18 protein-coding genes are annotated in these 14,403 nt (G+C 60.1%); 8 read left to right on the forward strand and 10 right to left on the reverse strand.

Annotated elements, in window-relative coordinates; translation table 11 throughout:
- Window positions 1-126: 126 nt before the first annotated feature.
- Window positions 127-324 carry a hypothetical protein gene (locus tag ACZZ0B_RS27530; RefSeq protein WP_463546702.1) on the reverse strand — a complete coding sequence of 66 codons (198 nt, stop codon included), beginning with the start codon at window positions 322-324 and terminating at the stop codon, window positions 127-129.
- Window positions 325-524: 200 nt separating this feature from the next.
- On the opposite strand from ACZZ0B_RS27530, the gene ACZZ0B_RS27535 reads away from it, so the two are divergent.
- Window positions 525-794, forward strand: a complete 270-nt coding sequence (locus ACZZ0B_RS27535; RefSeq protein ID WP_463546703.1) for a HigA family addiction module antitoxin — start codon at window positions 525-527, stop codon at window positions 792-794.
- Here ACZZ0B_RS27535 and ACZZ0B_RS27540 read toward each other — a convergent pair.
- Window positions 789-1,316, reverse strand: coding sequence for a BRO-N domain-containing protein (locus ACZZ0B_RS27540; protein WP_463546704.1), 528 nt, complete (start codon window positions 1,314-1,316; stop codon window positions 789-791). The two genes, ACZZ0B_RS27535 and ACZZ0B_RS27540, sit on opposite strands and share 6 nt — an antisense overlap.
- A 357-nt stretch (window positions 1,317-1,673) precedes the next feature.
- Window positions 1,674-1,934 (reverse strand): accessory factor UbiK family protein, encoded by a 261-nt coding sequence (locus ACZZ0B_RS27545; RefSeq protein WP_007920416.1) that lies wholly within the window; start codon window positions 1,932-1,934, stop codon window positions 1,674-1,676.
- 414 nt (window positions 1,935-2,348) lie between these two features.
- On the opposite strand from ACZZ0B_RS27545, the gene glnK reads away from it, so the two are divergent.
- The 4 genes from glnK (at window position 2,349) to sutA (ending at window position 5,134) form a co-directional block, all read left to right on the forward strand.
- Complete coding sequence (glnK, locus tag ACZZ0B_RS27550; protein WP_002555808.1) at window positions 2,349-2,687, forward strand: P-II family nitrogen regulator; 339 nt, start codon at window positions 2,349-2,351, stop codon at window positions 2,685-2,687.
- 38 nt (window positions 2,688-2,725) lie between these two features.
- A complete protein-coding gene (locus tag ACZZ0B_RS27555; RefSeq protein WP_008086040.1) occupies window positions 2,726-4,063 on the forward strand; it encodes an ammonium transporter in 1,338 nt (445 codons plus the stop codon).
- 216 nt (window positions 4,064-4,279) lie between these two features.
- A complete protein-coding gene (locus ACZZ0B_RS27560; protein WP_007920418.1) occupies window positions 4,280-4,705 on the forward strand; it encodes a secondary thiamine-phosphate synthase enzyme YjbQ in 426 nt (141 codons plus the stop codon).
- A gap of 102 nt (window positions 4,706-4,807) precedes the next feature.
- Complete coding sequence (gene sutA, locus ACZZ0B_RS27565) at window positions 4,808-5,134, forward strand: transcriptional regulator SutA (RefSeq protein WP_463546705.1); 327 nt, start codon at window positions 4,808-4,810, stop codon at window positions 5,132-5,134.
- 234 nt (window positions 5,135-5,368) lie between these two features.
- Here the strand turns inward: sutA and ACZZ0B_RS27570 are convergent, their stop codons facing one another.
- From ACZZ0B_RS27570 to lptM, 6 genes are read right to left on the reverse strand one after another with little or no spacing between them, the layout of a single operon-like run.
- Entirely contained in the window at window positions 5,369-6,076 is a 708-nt protein-coding gene (locus ACZZ0B_RS27570; protein WP_463546706.1) for an HAD family hydrolase, read from the reverse strand.
- Window positions 6,073-6,972 (reverse strand): tyrosine recombinase XerC, encoded by a 900-nt coding sequence (xerC, locus tag ACZZ0B_RS27575; RefSeq protein WP_463546707.1) that lies wholly within the window; start codon window positions 6,970-6,972, stop codon window positions 6,073-6,075. The genes ACZZ0B_RS27570 and xerC overlap by 4 nt, the downstream gene beginning before the upstream one ends.
- Window positions 6,973-6,974: 2 nt before the next feature.
- Window positions 6,975-7,700 (reverse strand): DUF484 family protein, encoded by a 726-nt coding sequence (locus ACZZ0B_RS27580; protein WP_463546708.1) that lies wholly within the window; start codon window positions 7,698-7,700, stop codon window positions 6,975-6,977.
- Window positions 7,701-7,713: 13 nt separating this feature from the next.
- The gene (gene dapF, locus ACZZ0B_RS27585) at window positions 7,714-8,544 is read right to left on the reverse strand and encodes a diaminopimelate epimerase (protein ID WP_053124973.1); all 831 of its coding nucleotides are present in this window, start codon (window positions 8,542-8,544) and stop codon (window positions 7,714-7,716) included.
- Window positions 8,545-8,547: 3 nt separating this feature from the next.
- Window positions 8,548-9,795 (reverse strand): diaminopimelate decarboxylase, encoded by a 1,248-nt coding sequence (gene lysA, locus ACZZ0B_RS27590; protein ID WP_463546709.1) that lies wholly within the window; start codon window positions 9,793-9,795, stop codon window positions 8,548-8,550.
- 9 nt (window positions 9,796-9,804) lie between these two features.
- The gene (gene lptM, locus ACZZ0B_RS27595) at window positions 9,805-9,981 is read right to left on the reverse strand and encodes an LPS translocon maturation chaperone LptM (protein WP_003229400.1); all 177 of its coding nucleotides are present in this window, start codon (window positions 9,979-9,981) and stop codon (window positions 9,805-9,807) included.
- Between the two features lie 318 nt (window positions 9,982-10,299).
- Between lptM and cyaY the strand changes: the two genes are divergently transcribed.
- The 3 genes from cyaY to rnk all read left to right on the forward strand — a co-directional run bounded on the left by cyaY (window position 10,300) and on the right by rnk (window position 11,543).
- Window positions 10,300-10,632, forward strand: a complete 333-nt coding sequence (gene cyaY, locus ACZZ0B_RS27600; RefSeq protein ID WP_008084571.1) for an iron donor protein CyaY — start codon at window positions 10,300-10,302, stop codon at window positions 10,630-10,632.
- Window positions 10,633-10,636: 4 nt separating this feature from the next.
- Window positions 10,637-10,855 (forward strand): DUF1289 domain-containing protein, encoded by a 219-nt coding sequence (locus tag ACZZ0B_RS27605; protein WP_082341499.1) that lies wholly within the window; start codon window positions 10,637-10,639, stop codon window positions 10,853-10,855.
- 268 nt (window positions 10,856-11,123) lie between these two features.
- Window positions 11,124-11,543 carry a nucleoside diphosphate kinase regulator gene (rnk, locus tag ACZZ0B_RS27610; protein ID WP_008084569.1) on the forward strand — a complete coding sequence of 140 codons (420 nt, stop codon included), beginning with the start codon at window positions 11,124-11,126 and terminating at the stop codon, window positions 11,541-11,543.
- 7 nt (window positions 11,544-11,550) lie between these two features.
- On the opposite strand, the gene ACZZ0B_RS27615 is transcribed toward rnk, so the two are convergent.
- Window positions 11,551-14,394 carry a class I adenylate cyclase gene (locus tag ACZZ0B_RS27615; RefSeq protein WP_463546710.1) on the reverse strand — a complete coding sequence of 948 codons (2,844 nt, stop codon included), beginning with the start codon at window positions 14,392-14,394 and terminating at the stop codon, window positions 11,551-11,553.
- Between the last annotated feature and the right edge of the window lie 9 nt (window positions 14,395-14,403).

The following is a 14,403-nucleotide window of genomic DNA, read 5'->3' on the forward strand; positions in this document are numbered from 1 at the left end:
CGGGGGCCGCTTCCTGCGGGTTTTTGAAGGGTAGTTGGGAGAGCGAATCCAGGCGACACGGATGCGAGGGCAAACCTTCACTGGATGTTGCCAAGGTGTCCTTCCACGTTCAGTAGAGGCGTCACATTAGTTTTCTTCTTCGGGTTTTCTTACTTGGCTTCCTCCCCCGGCCAGCCAACCATCCGGTTCGAGTTCTTTACCGTACTTGGCCGCTACCTCAATAAAACGACGCTGATTGGCTGAAATACCTCCGGCTAACCGAAGTGCTTCAGCGTGATATCCAACAATCTCTTCTAGCTTTGCCCTTCTCTTTTTGTCTTTCATTGATGCCTCGTTTTTTGGGTGACAGATGCTTTGTTGGCCACCGTAGTACAAGGAGGAAAAGTCGCGTAATCAGGCGCAGACGCTGATGTTTGTAGGGCCATGCCCTAATAGTTGTAGGACGCCGAAAGGGGATGAAGGTCTTGTATCCAGGAGTCGGATGTTCCAGCTTGGCCACTCAACGCAGTCTCTGGATGCGAAAAATGGACCGCAATGGTATGCGCCCGATTCATCCGGGCGAGGTTCTGAATAAGGAATTCATGCAGCCGTCGGGCATGACCGTCATGGATCTGGCCATGCCCACGAACTGGCCCGAAAGTGAGATCGAAAAGCTTGTGAAATGCCAGCTCGGGATCTGCGCCGATCTGGCAATCAGCCTTGCCACTCATCTCAACACTACGCCTGAGTTCTGGATGAATCTCCAATCGACTTACGATTTGCGCAGGGCCCAGCTCCGGCATGCGGGTTTATAGCGATTGCAGCATTCGCGAAGCTCTTTTCCACCATGGCCCCGTCATTGGGCGCTTGGTCTGTTCCCGTTCCACCATCATCTGCGGCACATCTTGTAACCGTATCCACTGCTGGTTATTCCAGTGCAACAAACTCAATGTCATGTCCGGCCAACTGAGCAGGCTCAGGTGTGGGCGTTCGCTTGTGGTGGGGTGTTGGGCGTCGCGCAGGGTGGGGATGACTTGGTGGGTGAGCCATTCGCGCAGCGCTCGGTATTCGGGGCAGTAGTGGTAGACGAGGAGGGCGTAGATGCCTGATTCGCTGATCAGCAGGGTGTTTTCGATCTGGTTGTGGATCAGGGTTTTACGGGTTTGGTATTGGTCGGGGTCGAGTTTTCGCAGCATGCGTTCGTTGAGGTAGATGTGCAGCAGGCGGCTCAGGTCTCGGGCGCAGAACCAGGGTTGGTTCTGGATGAGGAGGGCGTGGAGGGGGAGTTTGTGGCGGGTGAAAATGTGCGGGGTCAGATAAGTCTCTTCTTGATTCATTGAGCAGTTCCTCTTGCTTAAGGGGCTGCCCTCAATCGTCGCCAAACGATTGGGTGGCAGTTGTACGCGGGTTGGCGAACCGGAGCAAAAGGAACCCGGCAGACCCGAAGGTCTCCCACGCACAACCGCCATGAAACGATGTGGCGGTAATGTAGCCGCCATCATGGTTGTCGTGCGCCTTAAGCTGTTCGGGTCGCCAAACCCGGTGCTGAACATTCAGCATCGGGTGAGCTTAGAAACCTGGGCTTTTCGGCGCAATCGGACGGCGGTGGTGCAGGTTGTAGGACGTTGCCGGGATGGTTGAAGGGCTGAGGATCAAAATATCGCAGCCTTCGGCAGCTCCTACAGGTGGATGCGTTATTCGGCTGGCGGTGTCAGCTTGGCTTCCATCTCGGCGACTTTGGCTTCGAGGCTTTCGAGGCGGGCGCGAGTGCGGGCCAGTACGACCATCTGGCTGTCGAATTCTTCGCGGCTGACCAGGTCGAGTTTGCTGAAGGCACTCTGCAGCAGCATCTTGAACTGGCTTTCAATTTCGGCTTTCGGCAGCGGGGTGTCGCCGCTGAAGAGGCGGGAGGCGGTGCCGCTCAGGGCGTCGAGGAAGTCTTTGGGCGCGAGCATGGTGGATGTCCTGGAAACAATGGCCGGCAGTGTATCACGCAGTGTCTATAGTCAATCCCGTGGTCAGGGATGCACGCTTTTCGCGCAGGCGGACGGACGGCGACGCACCGTTGTTGTGCGTATCCGGATGGGGTTTTGCACGGGATGGCGTGCGACAGCGGCCAAGGGATTGAAATCAGAGGTTTTTGGCGAGATGGCAAGCTTTCTGCTTAGTCACCTTCGACCCATGCACTGATGCAGTCGCTGTGACGAATGCAGTGCGGCAGGCGGAGCGGGGAGTTTCGTCGGCAGCGGTTAGCTGGCGTCAGTCGGGCAGGTACGGCCGACGATGCGTTACAAAGCCAGGCACTGCGCTTAGACTTGAGTCGGGTTTGTTTTCCTGGGGCAAGTCCACCAATTCGGGAGAGAGTTTTCATGAAGCTAGTCACTGCCATCATCAAGCCGTTCAAGTTGGACGACGTGCGCGAGTCGCTGTCCGAAATCGGCGTGCAGGGCATTACCGTTACTGAAGTCAAAGGCTTCGGCCGGCAGAAGGGTCACACCGAGCTGTATCGCGGCGCGGAATATGTGGTCGATTTTCTGCCCAAGGTGAAAATCGACGTGGCCATCGACGACAAGGATCTGGATCGGGTTATCGAGGCGATAACCAAAGCGGCCAACACCGGCAAGATCGGTGACGGCAAGATCTTCGTGGTCAATCTGGAACAGGCGATTCGCATCCGTACCGGCGAAACCGATACCGACGCGATCTAAGCGCCGCCACAAACCCCAACGCCCCAGGAGAAAACAATATGACTCTGCGTAAATTCGCAGGGCTAGGAGCCCTGTTGTCTATCGTAATGCCCGGCCTTGCTATGGCGGCAGACGAAGTGGCGGCCCCGGTCCTCAATTCCGGCGACACTGCCTGGATGCTCACCTCGACAGCCCTCGTGCTGTTCATGACCATCCCGGGCCTGGCGCTGTTCTACGGCGGCATGGTTCGCTCGAAAAACATTCTTTCCGTGATGATGCAGTGCTTCGCCATTACCGGTCTGATCAGCATCCTGTGGGTCATTTATGGCTACAGCATCGCGTTCGACACCACCGGCATGGAGCAGGGCGTCGTCAATTTCAACTCGTTCTTCGGCGGTATGGGCAAGGCGTTCCTCGCCGGTGTCACGCCTTCGAGCCTGACCGGCCCTGCGGCGCTGTTCCCTGAGGCGGTGTTCATCACCTTCCAGATGACCTTCGCGATCATCACCCCGGCGCTGATCGTCGGCGCGTTCGCTGAGCGGATGAAGTTCTCCGCGATGCTGATCTTCATGGGCATCTGGTTCACCCTGGTTTATGCACCGATCGCGCACATGGTCTGGTCCGGCAACGGCGGCCTGATGTGGGACTGGGGCGTGCTCGACTTCGCCGGCGGCACCGTGGTGCACATCAACGCCGGTGTGGCCGGTCTGATCTGCTGCCTGGTGTTGGGCAAGCGCAAAGGCTTCCCGACCACCCCGATGGCTCCGCACAACCTCGGTTACACCCTGATGGGCGCGGCGATGCTGTGGGTCGGCTGGTTCGGCTTCAACGCCGGTTCCGCTGCGGCGGCCAACGGCACCGCCGGCATGGCGATGCTGGTCACCCAAATCGCTACCGCTGCGGCGGCGCTGGGCTGGATGTTTGCCGAGTGGGTCACCCACGGCAAGCCAAGCGCACTGGGTATCGCATCGGGTGTGGTTGCCGGTCTGGTCGCGATCACTCCGGCTGCCGGCACTGTGGGCCCGATGGGCGCACTGGTGATCGGTCTGGCCGCAGGTGTGGTGTGCTTCTTCTGCGCCACCACGCTGAAACGCAAACTCGGTTATGACGATTCCCTGGACGCGTTCGGCGTACACGGTATCGGCGGTATTCTCGGCGCGATCCTTACCGGTGTGTTCGCTGCGCCGGCTCTGGGTGGCTTCGGCACCGTCACCGATATCGGCGCGCAAGTCTGGATTCAGGTAAAAGGCGTCGGCTTCACAGTGATCTACACCGCGATCGTCACCTTCGTCATCCTCAAGGTCCTGGACGCCGTCATGGGTCTGCGTGTGACCGAGGAAGAAGAGTCGGTTGGCCTCGATCTGGCACAACACAACGAACGCGGCTACAACCTGTAAGTACGCGCACTGAAAAAAATTGCCCGGTTCGCCGGGCATTTTTTTGTCCGGGATTTGTCATTAAGCGACAGGCTGAAAGGATTTTTCGTACGCCTTTAGTCGTGTTTACGACGGCGGTTTTTCACCGGCCAATGGCTTACATCATTGAGCGAATATTAGGGCCTTTGTTTTTTCCCAGAGCGCGCTAGAATGCGCCCCGAACGTGCGGAGAACTGTATGTGGCAACAGACTCTGATAACCCTGCGGGCACGGCCCCGGGGCTTTCATCTGGTAACGGACGAGTTACTCGCTGGCCTGCCTGAACTCAGGGAGTGCCGGGTCGGTCTGTTGCATTTGTGGCTGCAGCACACCTCGGCGTCGTTGACCATCAACGAGAACGCCGATCCGGCGGTCCGTCGCGACTTCGAACGATTTTTCAATCGTCTGATCCCACAAGGAACAGACGGCTATGAGCATAACGACGAAGGCCTGGACGACCTCCCGGCGCACTTCAAGGCCAGCGTGCTTGGTTGCCAGATCAGTCTGCCGGTTTCGGCAGGTCGTCTGGCTCTGGGGACCTGGCAAGGCGTTTATCTGGGCGAGCACCGTGATCATGGCGGTGCTCGAAAAGTCCTCGCCACCTTGCACGGTGAAGGGGCATAAACCGTTGGTCACCAATGGTTACTGATTTTTTAACGGCGACTTTCGACAGTTGCCAAAGCTGGTCTATAACTAATCTGCTTTTCGCAAGTCATGAGGTAGAACATGAGCGACGATGATCTGGAAAACGACGACCTCGAAGTAGGCGACGAAGACGAGGCCGAGGAAGGCCTGGAAGCGGCAGCGGAAGACGTTGCTGACGACGATGGCGGTGACGATACGCCGGCCCCGGCTGCCAAAGGCAAAGCCAAGGCTGCGGTGTCGGTAGATGAGTTGCCGAGCATTGAAGCCAAGAACAAGGAACGCGACGCCCTGGCCAAGGCCATGGAAGAGTTCCTGTTGCGCGGCGGAAAAGTGCAGGAAGTGGAGGCCAATGTGGTCGCCGATCCTCCGAAGAAGCCGGACAACAAGTACGGTAGCCGCCCTATCTGAGGCGTGCCGCTTGCTTGCTGAAAAAGCCCGCCGTCGCTGCGGGCTTTTTCATGCCGTTAGAAAATGCACGACCCGCTGCGGTCACTGTGGCGAGGGGATTTATCCCCGATCGGTTGCGCAGCAGCCGTGAAGTCAGCTTGCGCGGTGTGTCAGGACTGTTGGGTGTTCTGCATTTGGGGCCGCTTCGCAGCCCATCGGGGATAAATCCCCTCGCCACAAAAAGGCGGTTGTGCGTCAGGCGGAGAGGGTATTCCAGCGTGCAAGCACGGCTGGCAAATCGCTGAGGCTACGGATTTCGGCGTCCGGCAGACGATCCGCTTCCCAGGCTTTGCCCGCCGGGTTAAACCAGATTGCCCGCAAACCCGCCTGTTGTGCTCCGGCAATGTCATCACCCGGATGATCGCCGATGTGCACGGCGGTTTCGGCGGTGGCGCCACCGCGTTGCAGAGCCTCATGAAAAAGCCGCGCATCCGGTTTGGCGATGCCGATATCTTCCGCACAGAGCGCAAACTTGAAGTAATCCGCCAGGCCCAATCGACGCACATCGGCGTTGCCGTTGGTGACCACGCCAAGGGCGTAATGATTGGCGAGAATCTCCAGCATCGGCTCGACTTCAGGGAACACTTCGATCTGATGCCGCGCATGCAGAAACACTTCAAAACCCTTGTCTGCCAGGTCGGTAGCTTCGCCATGGGCATATCCAGCGTCTTCCATCGCATGAAACAACACCCGCCGACGTAGCGCGCTGATCCGGTGCTTGAGCCCCGGCTCGTTAGCCAGTACACGCTCGCGAATCGTCCACAAATGTTCGACCGGCACCGCGCCCAGGTTCGGCGCATGTTCGCTCAGCCATTCGCGCAATACCGCTTCGGCGCTGACGATCACCGGCGCGGTGTCCCACAGGGTGTCGTCGAGGTCGAAGGTGATCAACTGGATGCTCATGAATCATCGCCTTTCATGCGTTTGGCCCGTGGGTGGGCACTGTCGTAGACCGCCGCCAGGTGCTGGAAGTCCAGGTGGGTGTAGATCTGCGTGGTCTTGATATCTGAGTGGCCGAGCAATTCCTGCACGGCGCGCAGGTCCTGCGAGGATTCGAGCAGATGGCTGGCGAACGAGTGCCGCAGCATGTGCGGGTGCAGGTTCTGCCCCAATTCGCGTTCGCCGGCGAGTTTGACCCGCACCTGAATCGCTCGCGGGCCAAGGCGTCGACCTTGCTGGCTGACGAACACGGCGTCGTCTGCGGGGTTGGTCATGGCCCGTAACGGCAGCCATTGTTCCAGTGCTTCGCGGGCCTTTTTACCCACCGGTAGCAGCCGGGTTTTACTGCCCTTGCCGAGGACTTGAACCATGCCGTCGGCGAGGTCCAGCTGATCAAGATTGAGCCCGGTCAGCTCGGAGAGGCGCAGACCGGAGGAGTAGAACAACTCCAGAATCGCCTGATCCCGACGCGCGAGAAAATCATCCTCGACTGCACCTTCCAGCAGTTGCAGAGCACGGTCAGTGTCGAGGGTTTTCGGCAGGCGGCGCTCGCCTTTAGGTGGTGCCAGACCCGTGGCCGGATCATGGTCGCAAAGGCCTTCGCGATTCAGATAGTGATAAAGCCCACGCACCGCCGACAGCAACCGGGCGAGGCTGCGCGAGGACTGGCCTTGCGCATGCAAACGGGCGATCAGGCTGCGCAGGCGCTGAATATCCAGCGCCGCCCAGCTGCCGATGTTCTGTTTCACGCACCAGCCAAGGACTTTATCGAGGTCGCGGCGGTAGGCCGACAGCGTGTGCGGCGACACCTGTCGCTCACTGCGCAGGTGTTCGCAGTAAGCGTCCAGTTGTCGGTCCATGTTCAGCGTACCGAGCGCAGGGAGCTGTTGACCCGTGGCAGCACGCGGCCCATGACCTCGGCGATATAGCTGAGGAACAGCGTACCGACCGAACTCTTGTAGTGCTGCGGATCACGGCTGGCGATCGCCAGAATGCCGTGGATGCCTTGATGGCTGACCGCGACCACAGCGGTGGAGCCGATCTGCTTGCGCTGTTCTTCGCCGAAGAGGAAGTCCAGCTCATGTTCGCGCAGGCTGCCGCTGACGCTTTTGCCTTCGGTGAGCAAGCCGCCGATGGCGACTTGCGCGTCGGCGTGGGTGACCCAACGGCCAACCGGTGCCGGGTTATCACCGAGCAGGATCAGGCTGACAAAAGGCACCTGGAAATCCTGGCGCAGACTGTCTTCGACGCTGATCACCACGTCTTCCAGGTTGGCGGCGTCCATTAGAGAAAGAATCAGGCGGCGGGTCTTGTCGAACAGGCGATCGTTGTCGCGGGCGACGTCCATCAAATGCGAGAGGCGATGACGCATCTCGATGTTGCGGTCGCGCAGGATAGTCATCTGCCGCTCGACCAGCGAAACGGTATCGCCACGCTGGTGCGGAATGCGCAGGGCGGGCAGCAGTTCTTCGTGCTCGACGAAGAAGTCCGGATGCGCCTCAAGGTACGCAGCAACCGCTGCCGCCTCCAGGCTCTCGGACGCTGATTCGTCGGACTGTCGGGCGGGTACCTGAGGCTTATCGGTCATGGTTTCTGCTCACTCAAAGACGTACTTGTCCTTCGTATACACGCACTGCCGGACCGGTCATCAGCACCGGTTGGCCAGGGCCCGCCCATTCAATGGACAGACGCCCGCCGGGCAGGTCGATCAATAGCGGCGAATCCATCCACCCCTGGCTGATCGCAGCGACAGCCGCTGCACAAGCGCCGGTGCCGCAGGCCTGGGTTTCCCCGGCACCACGTTCCCACACGCGCAGTTGCGCGCGGTTGCGGTCGATGACCTGGAGAAAACCGACGTTCACGCGCGCGGGGAAGCGCGGGTGATGTTCGATTTTCGGCCCCAGCTCATGCACTGGCGCGTTGTTGATGTCCTGCACGCGCAGTACCGCGTGAGGATTGCCCATCGACACAGCGGCCAGTTCGACCGTGGTGCCATCGACTTCCAGTTGATAGCTGATGGCTTGCGCCGGTGCGTCGAACGGAATGTCCGCCGGCACTAGACGCGGGGCGCCCATGTTCACGCCGATCTGGCCGTCGTTACGCACGTCCAGTTCGATGATGCCGCCCTTGGTTTCGACGCGAATCTGCCGCTTGGCGGTCAGACGCTTGTCGAGCACGAAGCGCGCAAAGCAGCGCGCACCGTTGCCGCACTGCTCAACTTCCGAGCCGTCGGAGTTGAAGATCCGATAACGGAAATCCACGTCCGGATTGCTCGGCGCCTCGACGATCAGCAATTGGTCGAAACCAATGCCAGTGTGGCGGTCGCCCCATTGCTTGGCGTGCTTTGGCTGAATATGCGCGTGCTGGCTGACCAGGTCGAGAACCATGAAGTCATTGCCCAAGCCGTGCATTTTAGTAAAACGCAGCAGCATGGGTTACTCCGGCAGCAGGCTTTCGCCGGCAAACAGCTCGGCCACGGTCTCGCGGCGACGCACTTCAAAAACCTGATCACCGTCTACCAACACTTCAGCGGCGCGGCCACGGGTGTTGTAGTTGGAGCTCATCACAAAACCGTAGGCGCCGGCCGAATGCACGGCCAGCAGATCGCCTTCGGCCAGAGCCAATTCGCGATCCTTGGCGAGGAAGTCACCGGTTTCGCAGATCGGGCCAACGATGTCGTATTTGCGCGCAGCGCTGTCACGCGGTTTGACTGCGGTAACGTCCATCCACGCCTGATACAGCGCCGGGCGGATCAGGTCGTTCATCGCCGCGTCGACGATGGCGAAATCCTTGTATTCGGTGTGCTTGAGGTACTCGACCTGGGTCAGCAGCACGCCGGCGTTGGCAACGATGAAACGGCCCGGCTCGAACACCAGCGCCAGATCACGTCCGTTCAGACGCTCGCGCACAGCTTTGATGTAGTCGGCAGCCAAAGGCGGCTCTTCATCGCGATAACGCACACCCAGACCGCCACCGAGATCGATGTGGCGCAGGTGAATGCCGCAATCGCCGAGACGATCGACCAGATCCAGCAGACGGTCGAGCGCATCGAGGAACGGTGGCAGCGTGGTCAGTTGCGAACCGATGTGGCAGTCGACACCGACCACTTCCAGGTTCGGCAGATGCGCGGCGCGCACATACACGTCTTCGGCGTCGGCGATGGCGATGCCGAACTTGTTCTCTTTGAGACCGGTGGAAATGTACGGGTGGGTGCCGGCATCGACGTCCGGGTTCACGCGCAGCGAAACCGGGGCGCGGACGCCCAGTTCGGCGGCAACCACTTGCAGGCGCTCGAGCTCGTCAGTGGATTCGACGTTGAAGCAGTGCACGCCGACTTCCAGCGCACGACGCATGTCGTCGCGGGTCTTGCCGACACCGGAGAAGACGATTTTTTCAGGGCTGCCGCCAGCGGCGAGCACGCGTTCCAGTTCGCCACGGGACACGATGTCGAAACCGGCGCCCAGACGCGCCAGGACATTCAGTACGCCGAGGTTGGAGTTGGCTTTGACCGCAAAGCAGACCAGGTGCGGCATGCCGGCCAGCGCATCGGCGTACGCCAGATACTGGGCTTCGATGTGTGCGCGCGAGTAAACGTAGGTGGGCGTGCCAAAGCGGTCGGCGATGGCAGACAGCGCCACACCTTCCGCAAACAGTTCCCCGCCACGGTAGTTAAAAGCGTCCATGGCGATCCCTTATTGGTAAACGTCGTGCTTGTGCGCCTTGGAGGCAGGCTGTTGTTGCGACGATTTGGCTTGCTCGGCCGGGTCCTGATCGTCATCGGGCAGGTACAGCGGGCCTTTTTGACCGCAGGCCGAAACGAGGCAGGCAACCGCGACGAGCGCAGCAAGGGAAGAGATCAGGCGCTTCATGGCGAAATCCTTGAAAATGCGTTAATTGCGCCGGAGTATACCGGCCACCCGGCAGCTTGCCTATGTGATGGCCTTCCCGTCCGGCGGGGCTTGCCCAAAGCTGCCCGAACCGCCGCAATCCCTTGTAGGAGCAGAGCTTGCTCGCGAAAGCGTTTTATCAGTCAGCATCATTGTTGAATGATTGACCGCTTTCGCGAGCAAGCTTTGCTCCTACAAAGGGTGGTGAGGGTGCTTGGTCGTTAATCTTTGCAATCGGCCGGCAGCGTCCGTATCTTTCGGCGCTTGAGCCTGATCAGAACATTTTTTGAGGTTGCCGCAATGAGTTTGTCCGAAGCCCGTTTCCACGATCTGGTCGATGAAACCCAGGAAAAACTGGAAGACATCTTTGATGAAAGCGACCTGGATATCGACATGGAGAACTCGGCCGGTGTGCTCACCGTCAAGTTCGAAAACGGCTCGCAGCTGATCTTCAGCCGCCAGGAGCCGCTGCGTCAGCTTTGGCTGGCGGCGGTGTCCGGTGGATTCCACTTTGATTACGACGAAGAAAGCGAGCGCTGGATGTGCGACAAGAGCGAAGAGCAATTGGGCGAAATGCTCGAGCGCATCGTCAAGCAGCAGGCCGGCGCCGACTTCGATTTCGAAGGTTTGTGATTTCGTGACTGATACTGCTCCCGTTCGTCCGCCGAAGCCGCTTTACAGCAATGTCAGCGCGGCAGTGCCTTCGCCGTGCAGCGGGGTGTGCCGGCTGGATGAGCAGAAGGTCTGCCTGGGTTGCTTCCGCCATGTCGAGGACATTCGCGAATGGCGTTCGGCAGACGATCAGCGCCGCCGGGTCATCTGCGCCCAAGCCACCGAGCGCCGCACTCAAGCCTGACTCGATCCTGTGGTGAGGGGATTTATCCCCGACAGACTGCGCAGCAGTCTCAAAAGCCTGGGGCCGCTGCGCGACCCATCGGGGATAAATCCCCTCGCCACAAAGGTTCCCGGATGGATAAGTGGGGGCTGGGGCAGGGTGACTTGTATATTTTTTGAGCTGTGATAGTGTCCGCAGACGCCTCAAACCACCGAGGCACGGTGAAAACCCCGTCTTTTTTGGCGGGGTTTTGCTTTTTTTGTGCAGAAGAAAGGAGTCTGCCCGGATCATGACCGCACCTTCCATCACCCTCACCCGTCTGGACGTGCAACGTCTGGAGCGCCTGATCGACAGCCTGAACGACAAAGACCAGGCTGCGCCGGGCGTGATCGCGCTGCAAACCGAACTGGACCGTGCCGACGACGTGGTCGGCCACGATGAAGTGCCCGCCGATGTCGTGACGATGAATTCCCGCGTGCATTGCCGTGAAGAAGGCAGTGGCAAGGACTACCACCTGACGCTGGTCTATCCCAAGGATGCCAACGCCGACGAAGGCAAGATCTCCATTCTGGCACCGGTCGGCAGTGCACTGCTGGGCCTGAAAGTCGGTCAACACATCGACTGGCCGGCACCGGGTGGCAAGACCCTCAAGCTGACCTTGCTCGAAGTCGAATCGCAGCCGGCCAACGGCGGTGATTTCCGCGAGTAACCCGCCTTCAGACCTGTTCGAGTGCCTCGTTCAGAGCGCGCTCCAGGTCAGCCTTGTAGCGTAGATACAGATTGCTTGAACTCTGCCCGTCACCGAGCAGGCCCGAAAGGTCGAGGTCGGTGATGTAGCAGCGATAGCGTTCGCTGTCGCGGCGCTGCTCGACGATCTCCTGGGCGACCACGCTGAACAGCTGGTCGCCATGTTCCAGCTCACTGAATTCCCGTTGATTGCAATACAGCGTGACCTGCACTTCGCCCGGTGCGGCTTTGCCGACGATCGCCTGCACGTCGTAGAACGGCTTGTTTACCGGGGTCTGCGGTGCTGGTCGCGCTTCGACCCGTCGCGCGCGCCCCGGACCCGAAGGCAATAACTGGTAATACAACGTTTCGAGACGGGCACCCGGGCCGGCGTCCATCGGCAACACGGCTTCGCGACGGAACAGGATCGATTGCAGGAAGCGCTGCAGCGGCACCAGCAGACTCTGCTCGTCGTGGTACGGCAAATGCTGCTGCCATAGCGCATTGAATTCATCCAATACGTACAGCTCGGCTTGCTGTTCGGTGATGCGGTAGAACACCTGAATGCATTCCGGCTGGCCCATTGGCAGGATCAGCGCGAGGTCGTGTTCCTCCAGCGCCATCGGGTCCAGGTGCAGCGGGCTGTAGCGCGGCTGTTCTTCGCCGAGGTAATCGAGCAGTGCCGGCAGGGTCGCGAGGGCGACGTGGTTGACCTGGCCCGGCACCAACTCCAGCACGTGATAGTGCTGCTGCACTTGAATCAGGTAGCGGTGGTTCAAATCACTGAGCAGCAGGTTTTGCGCGGTGTCGACGATTTCCTCGACACGCCGGGCAATGAACTGCGCGCGGTTGTGGCAGAAACAGCGCACCTTCAACGACGGTTGCAACGGCCCGCGTGGCAGGTTGTTGAGGTAATCGCGCAGGCAATCGAGCAGGGCGTGCGGGCCGTCGAAGCGGTTGACCAGCACTTCGTTCCAGCTGTTGAGCGTGACTTGATCGAGGGTCAACACGAGGTTTTCGCGCACACCGGCGTAGCTCAGCGAGTCGGTGCGCTCGGTGGTCATCAGGATGTTGAGGTCGCGGTGATGCTTGAGCGGGTCGACGCCGACGTTGACCAGCATCAGCACTTCGCTCGGCACGGCGGCGCGCAGCAATGGCTCTTCGGCGACAGTGGGCAAGGGCAGGGCGATGCACTGTTGCAGGCTACCGAGCAGGTTGAACAGCTCGAACTCGCTCAGGTCGCTGGTGCCAGGGTGTAGCGCCAGGCGAGTGCTGCTGTCGATCACGCCGTTGCGGTGACTCCAGGTCAGCAGTTCAAGCAGCTCGCGGCTGCGCTTGATCGGCGCAAAGTGCTCCCACTCCAGCGCGGTGAGGCTGCCGTTGTATAGGCCCCACTGGGTTTGCCCGGGTTCCTTTTTGTTGCGCGATTTCACCAGCGTCAGGGTGTCTTCGGCCAGGTCCGGGGCGATGCCGGGGTTGATGAACTCGACCTTGTCAGCCTTGCGCTCAAACGCCGCGTACAAGCGCCGGCCTAGCACATTGAGGTCGCGCTTGTTGATCAGGCTGACCGTCTGTTCGGTGCGGGCGAACTGAGTCAGGAAGCGATAGCTGTAATTCAGCTCGTTGACCAGCGCGCGGCGCTCGGCGCTGACCTGACGGACTTTCCACTGGCTGCGGCTGTCGAGTAGCGCCAGTTGCCGCTGATCCCAATGCCATTCGCTGGCCAGCCGTTCGAGCAACGAACGTTGCCAGCTCTGGGTGCGACTGTTGCCGGTGAGCTTGCGGTTGACCTTCAGATACAGCGCGCGGCGCACCAGTTCCAGGCGTTCCGGCTCGTTGCGCGCAATGAGGTATTCCTCGATGCGCCGGTACACGACCATGTACGGATCCAGCTCATCGAGATCGAGCTGATTGGCGAACACGGCTTTCTTGAAGCGCAGGCTCAGGCACTGCACGTGTGGGTGCTCGCTGGCGTAAACCTCGGTCAGCAACAGTTTGAGCACCGATTTGTACGGTGACTCGATGCCCTTGAACAACTGCCACAAACCCGCGCCGATGAACTCTCCCGGTGGAATCGTCGCCAGATGGCCGAGATCCAGGGTTTCGTCGGCGCGAATGAAGCGCTTCGACAGCAGGGTGTGGGTGTACAGGTCGTAGGCGGTTTCCTCGTAAACCGGCACCAGCCACCAGATCGGCGTGCGCCCGGCCAGCCAGATCGCGGTGCGGTAGAACTCGTCCAGCAATAGATAGTGTTGGGTGCTGCCGCAGTTTTCCGAGCTGAGTTGGGTGTCGCGCTCGCCTTTGACGAAGCGCACCGGGTCGATCAGGAAGAAATGCGCCTCGGCGCCCTGGCTCGCGGCCCAGGCTTCCAGCAATTGGCATTTCTTGCTCAGCTCAGTGAGTTCGCTTTCATTGAGATCTGGCGCATGGCAGACCCACACGTCCATGTCGCTCTGATCGGCCTGCGCCAGCGTGCCGAGGCTGCCCATCAGAAACAGACCGTGAATAGGTCGCGGCGGGTTGCTGCCGTGGCGTGGCTTGTAAGAAAACGATCGGGTCAGGCGCTGGGCTTCGGCGAGCACATTGGCGTCGGGCTCGTAATTAGACAGACCAGCCGGCGTACTGCCCGAGACATAACCCGGCAGCAGCGGATGGTTGACATGGAAGAACAGCGGCAGCAGCGTCAGTACGCTTTGCTGGCGTGTTGACAACCCTTCGAGGGCGCGCCCAAGGCGGCCTTCATTGAGTTTGAGAAACCGCGCGCGCAGTTGGCTGAGGACTTTGCGGTCAATGCCTTCGTCCAGGTCGGGGCGGATTTCGTGGGTGCGCGTCATGTCAGCTCA

Source organism: Pseudomonas sp. AC247 (genome assembly GCF_979258015.1).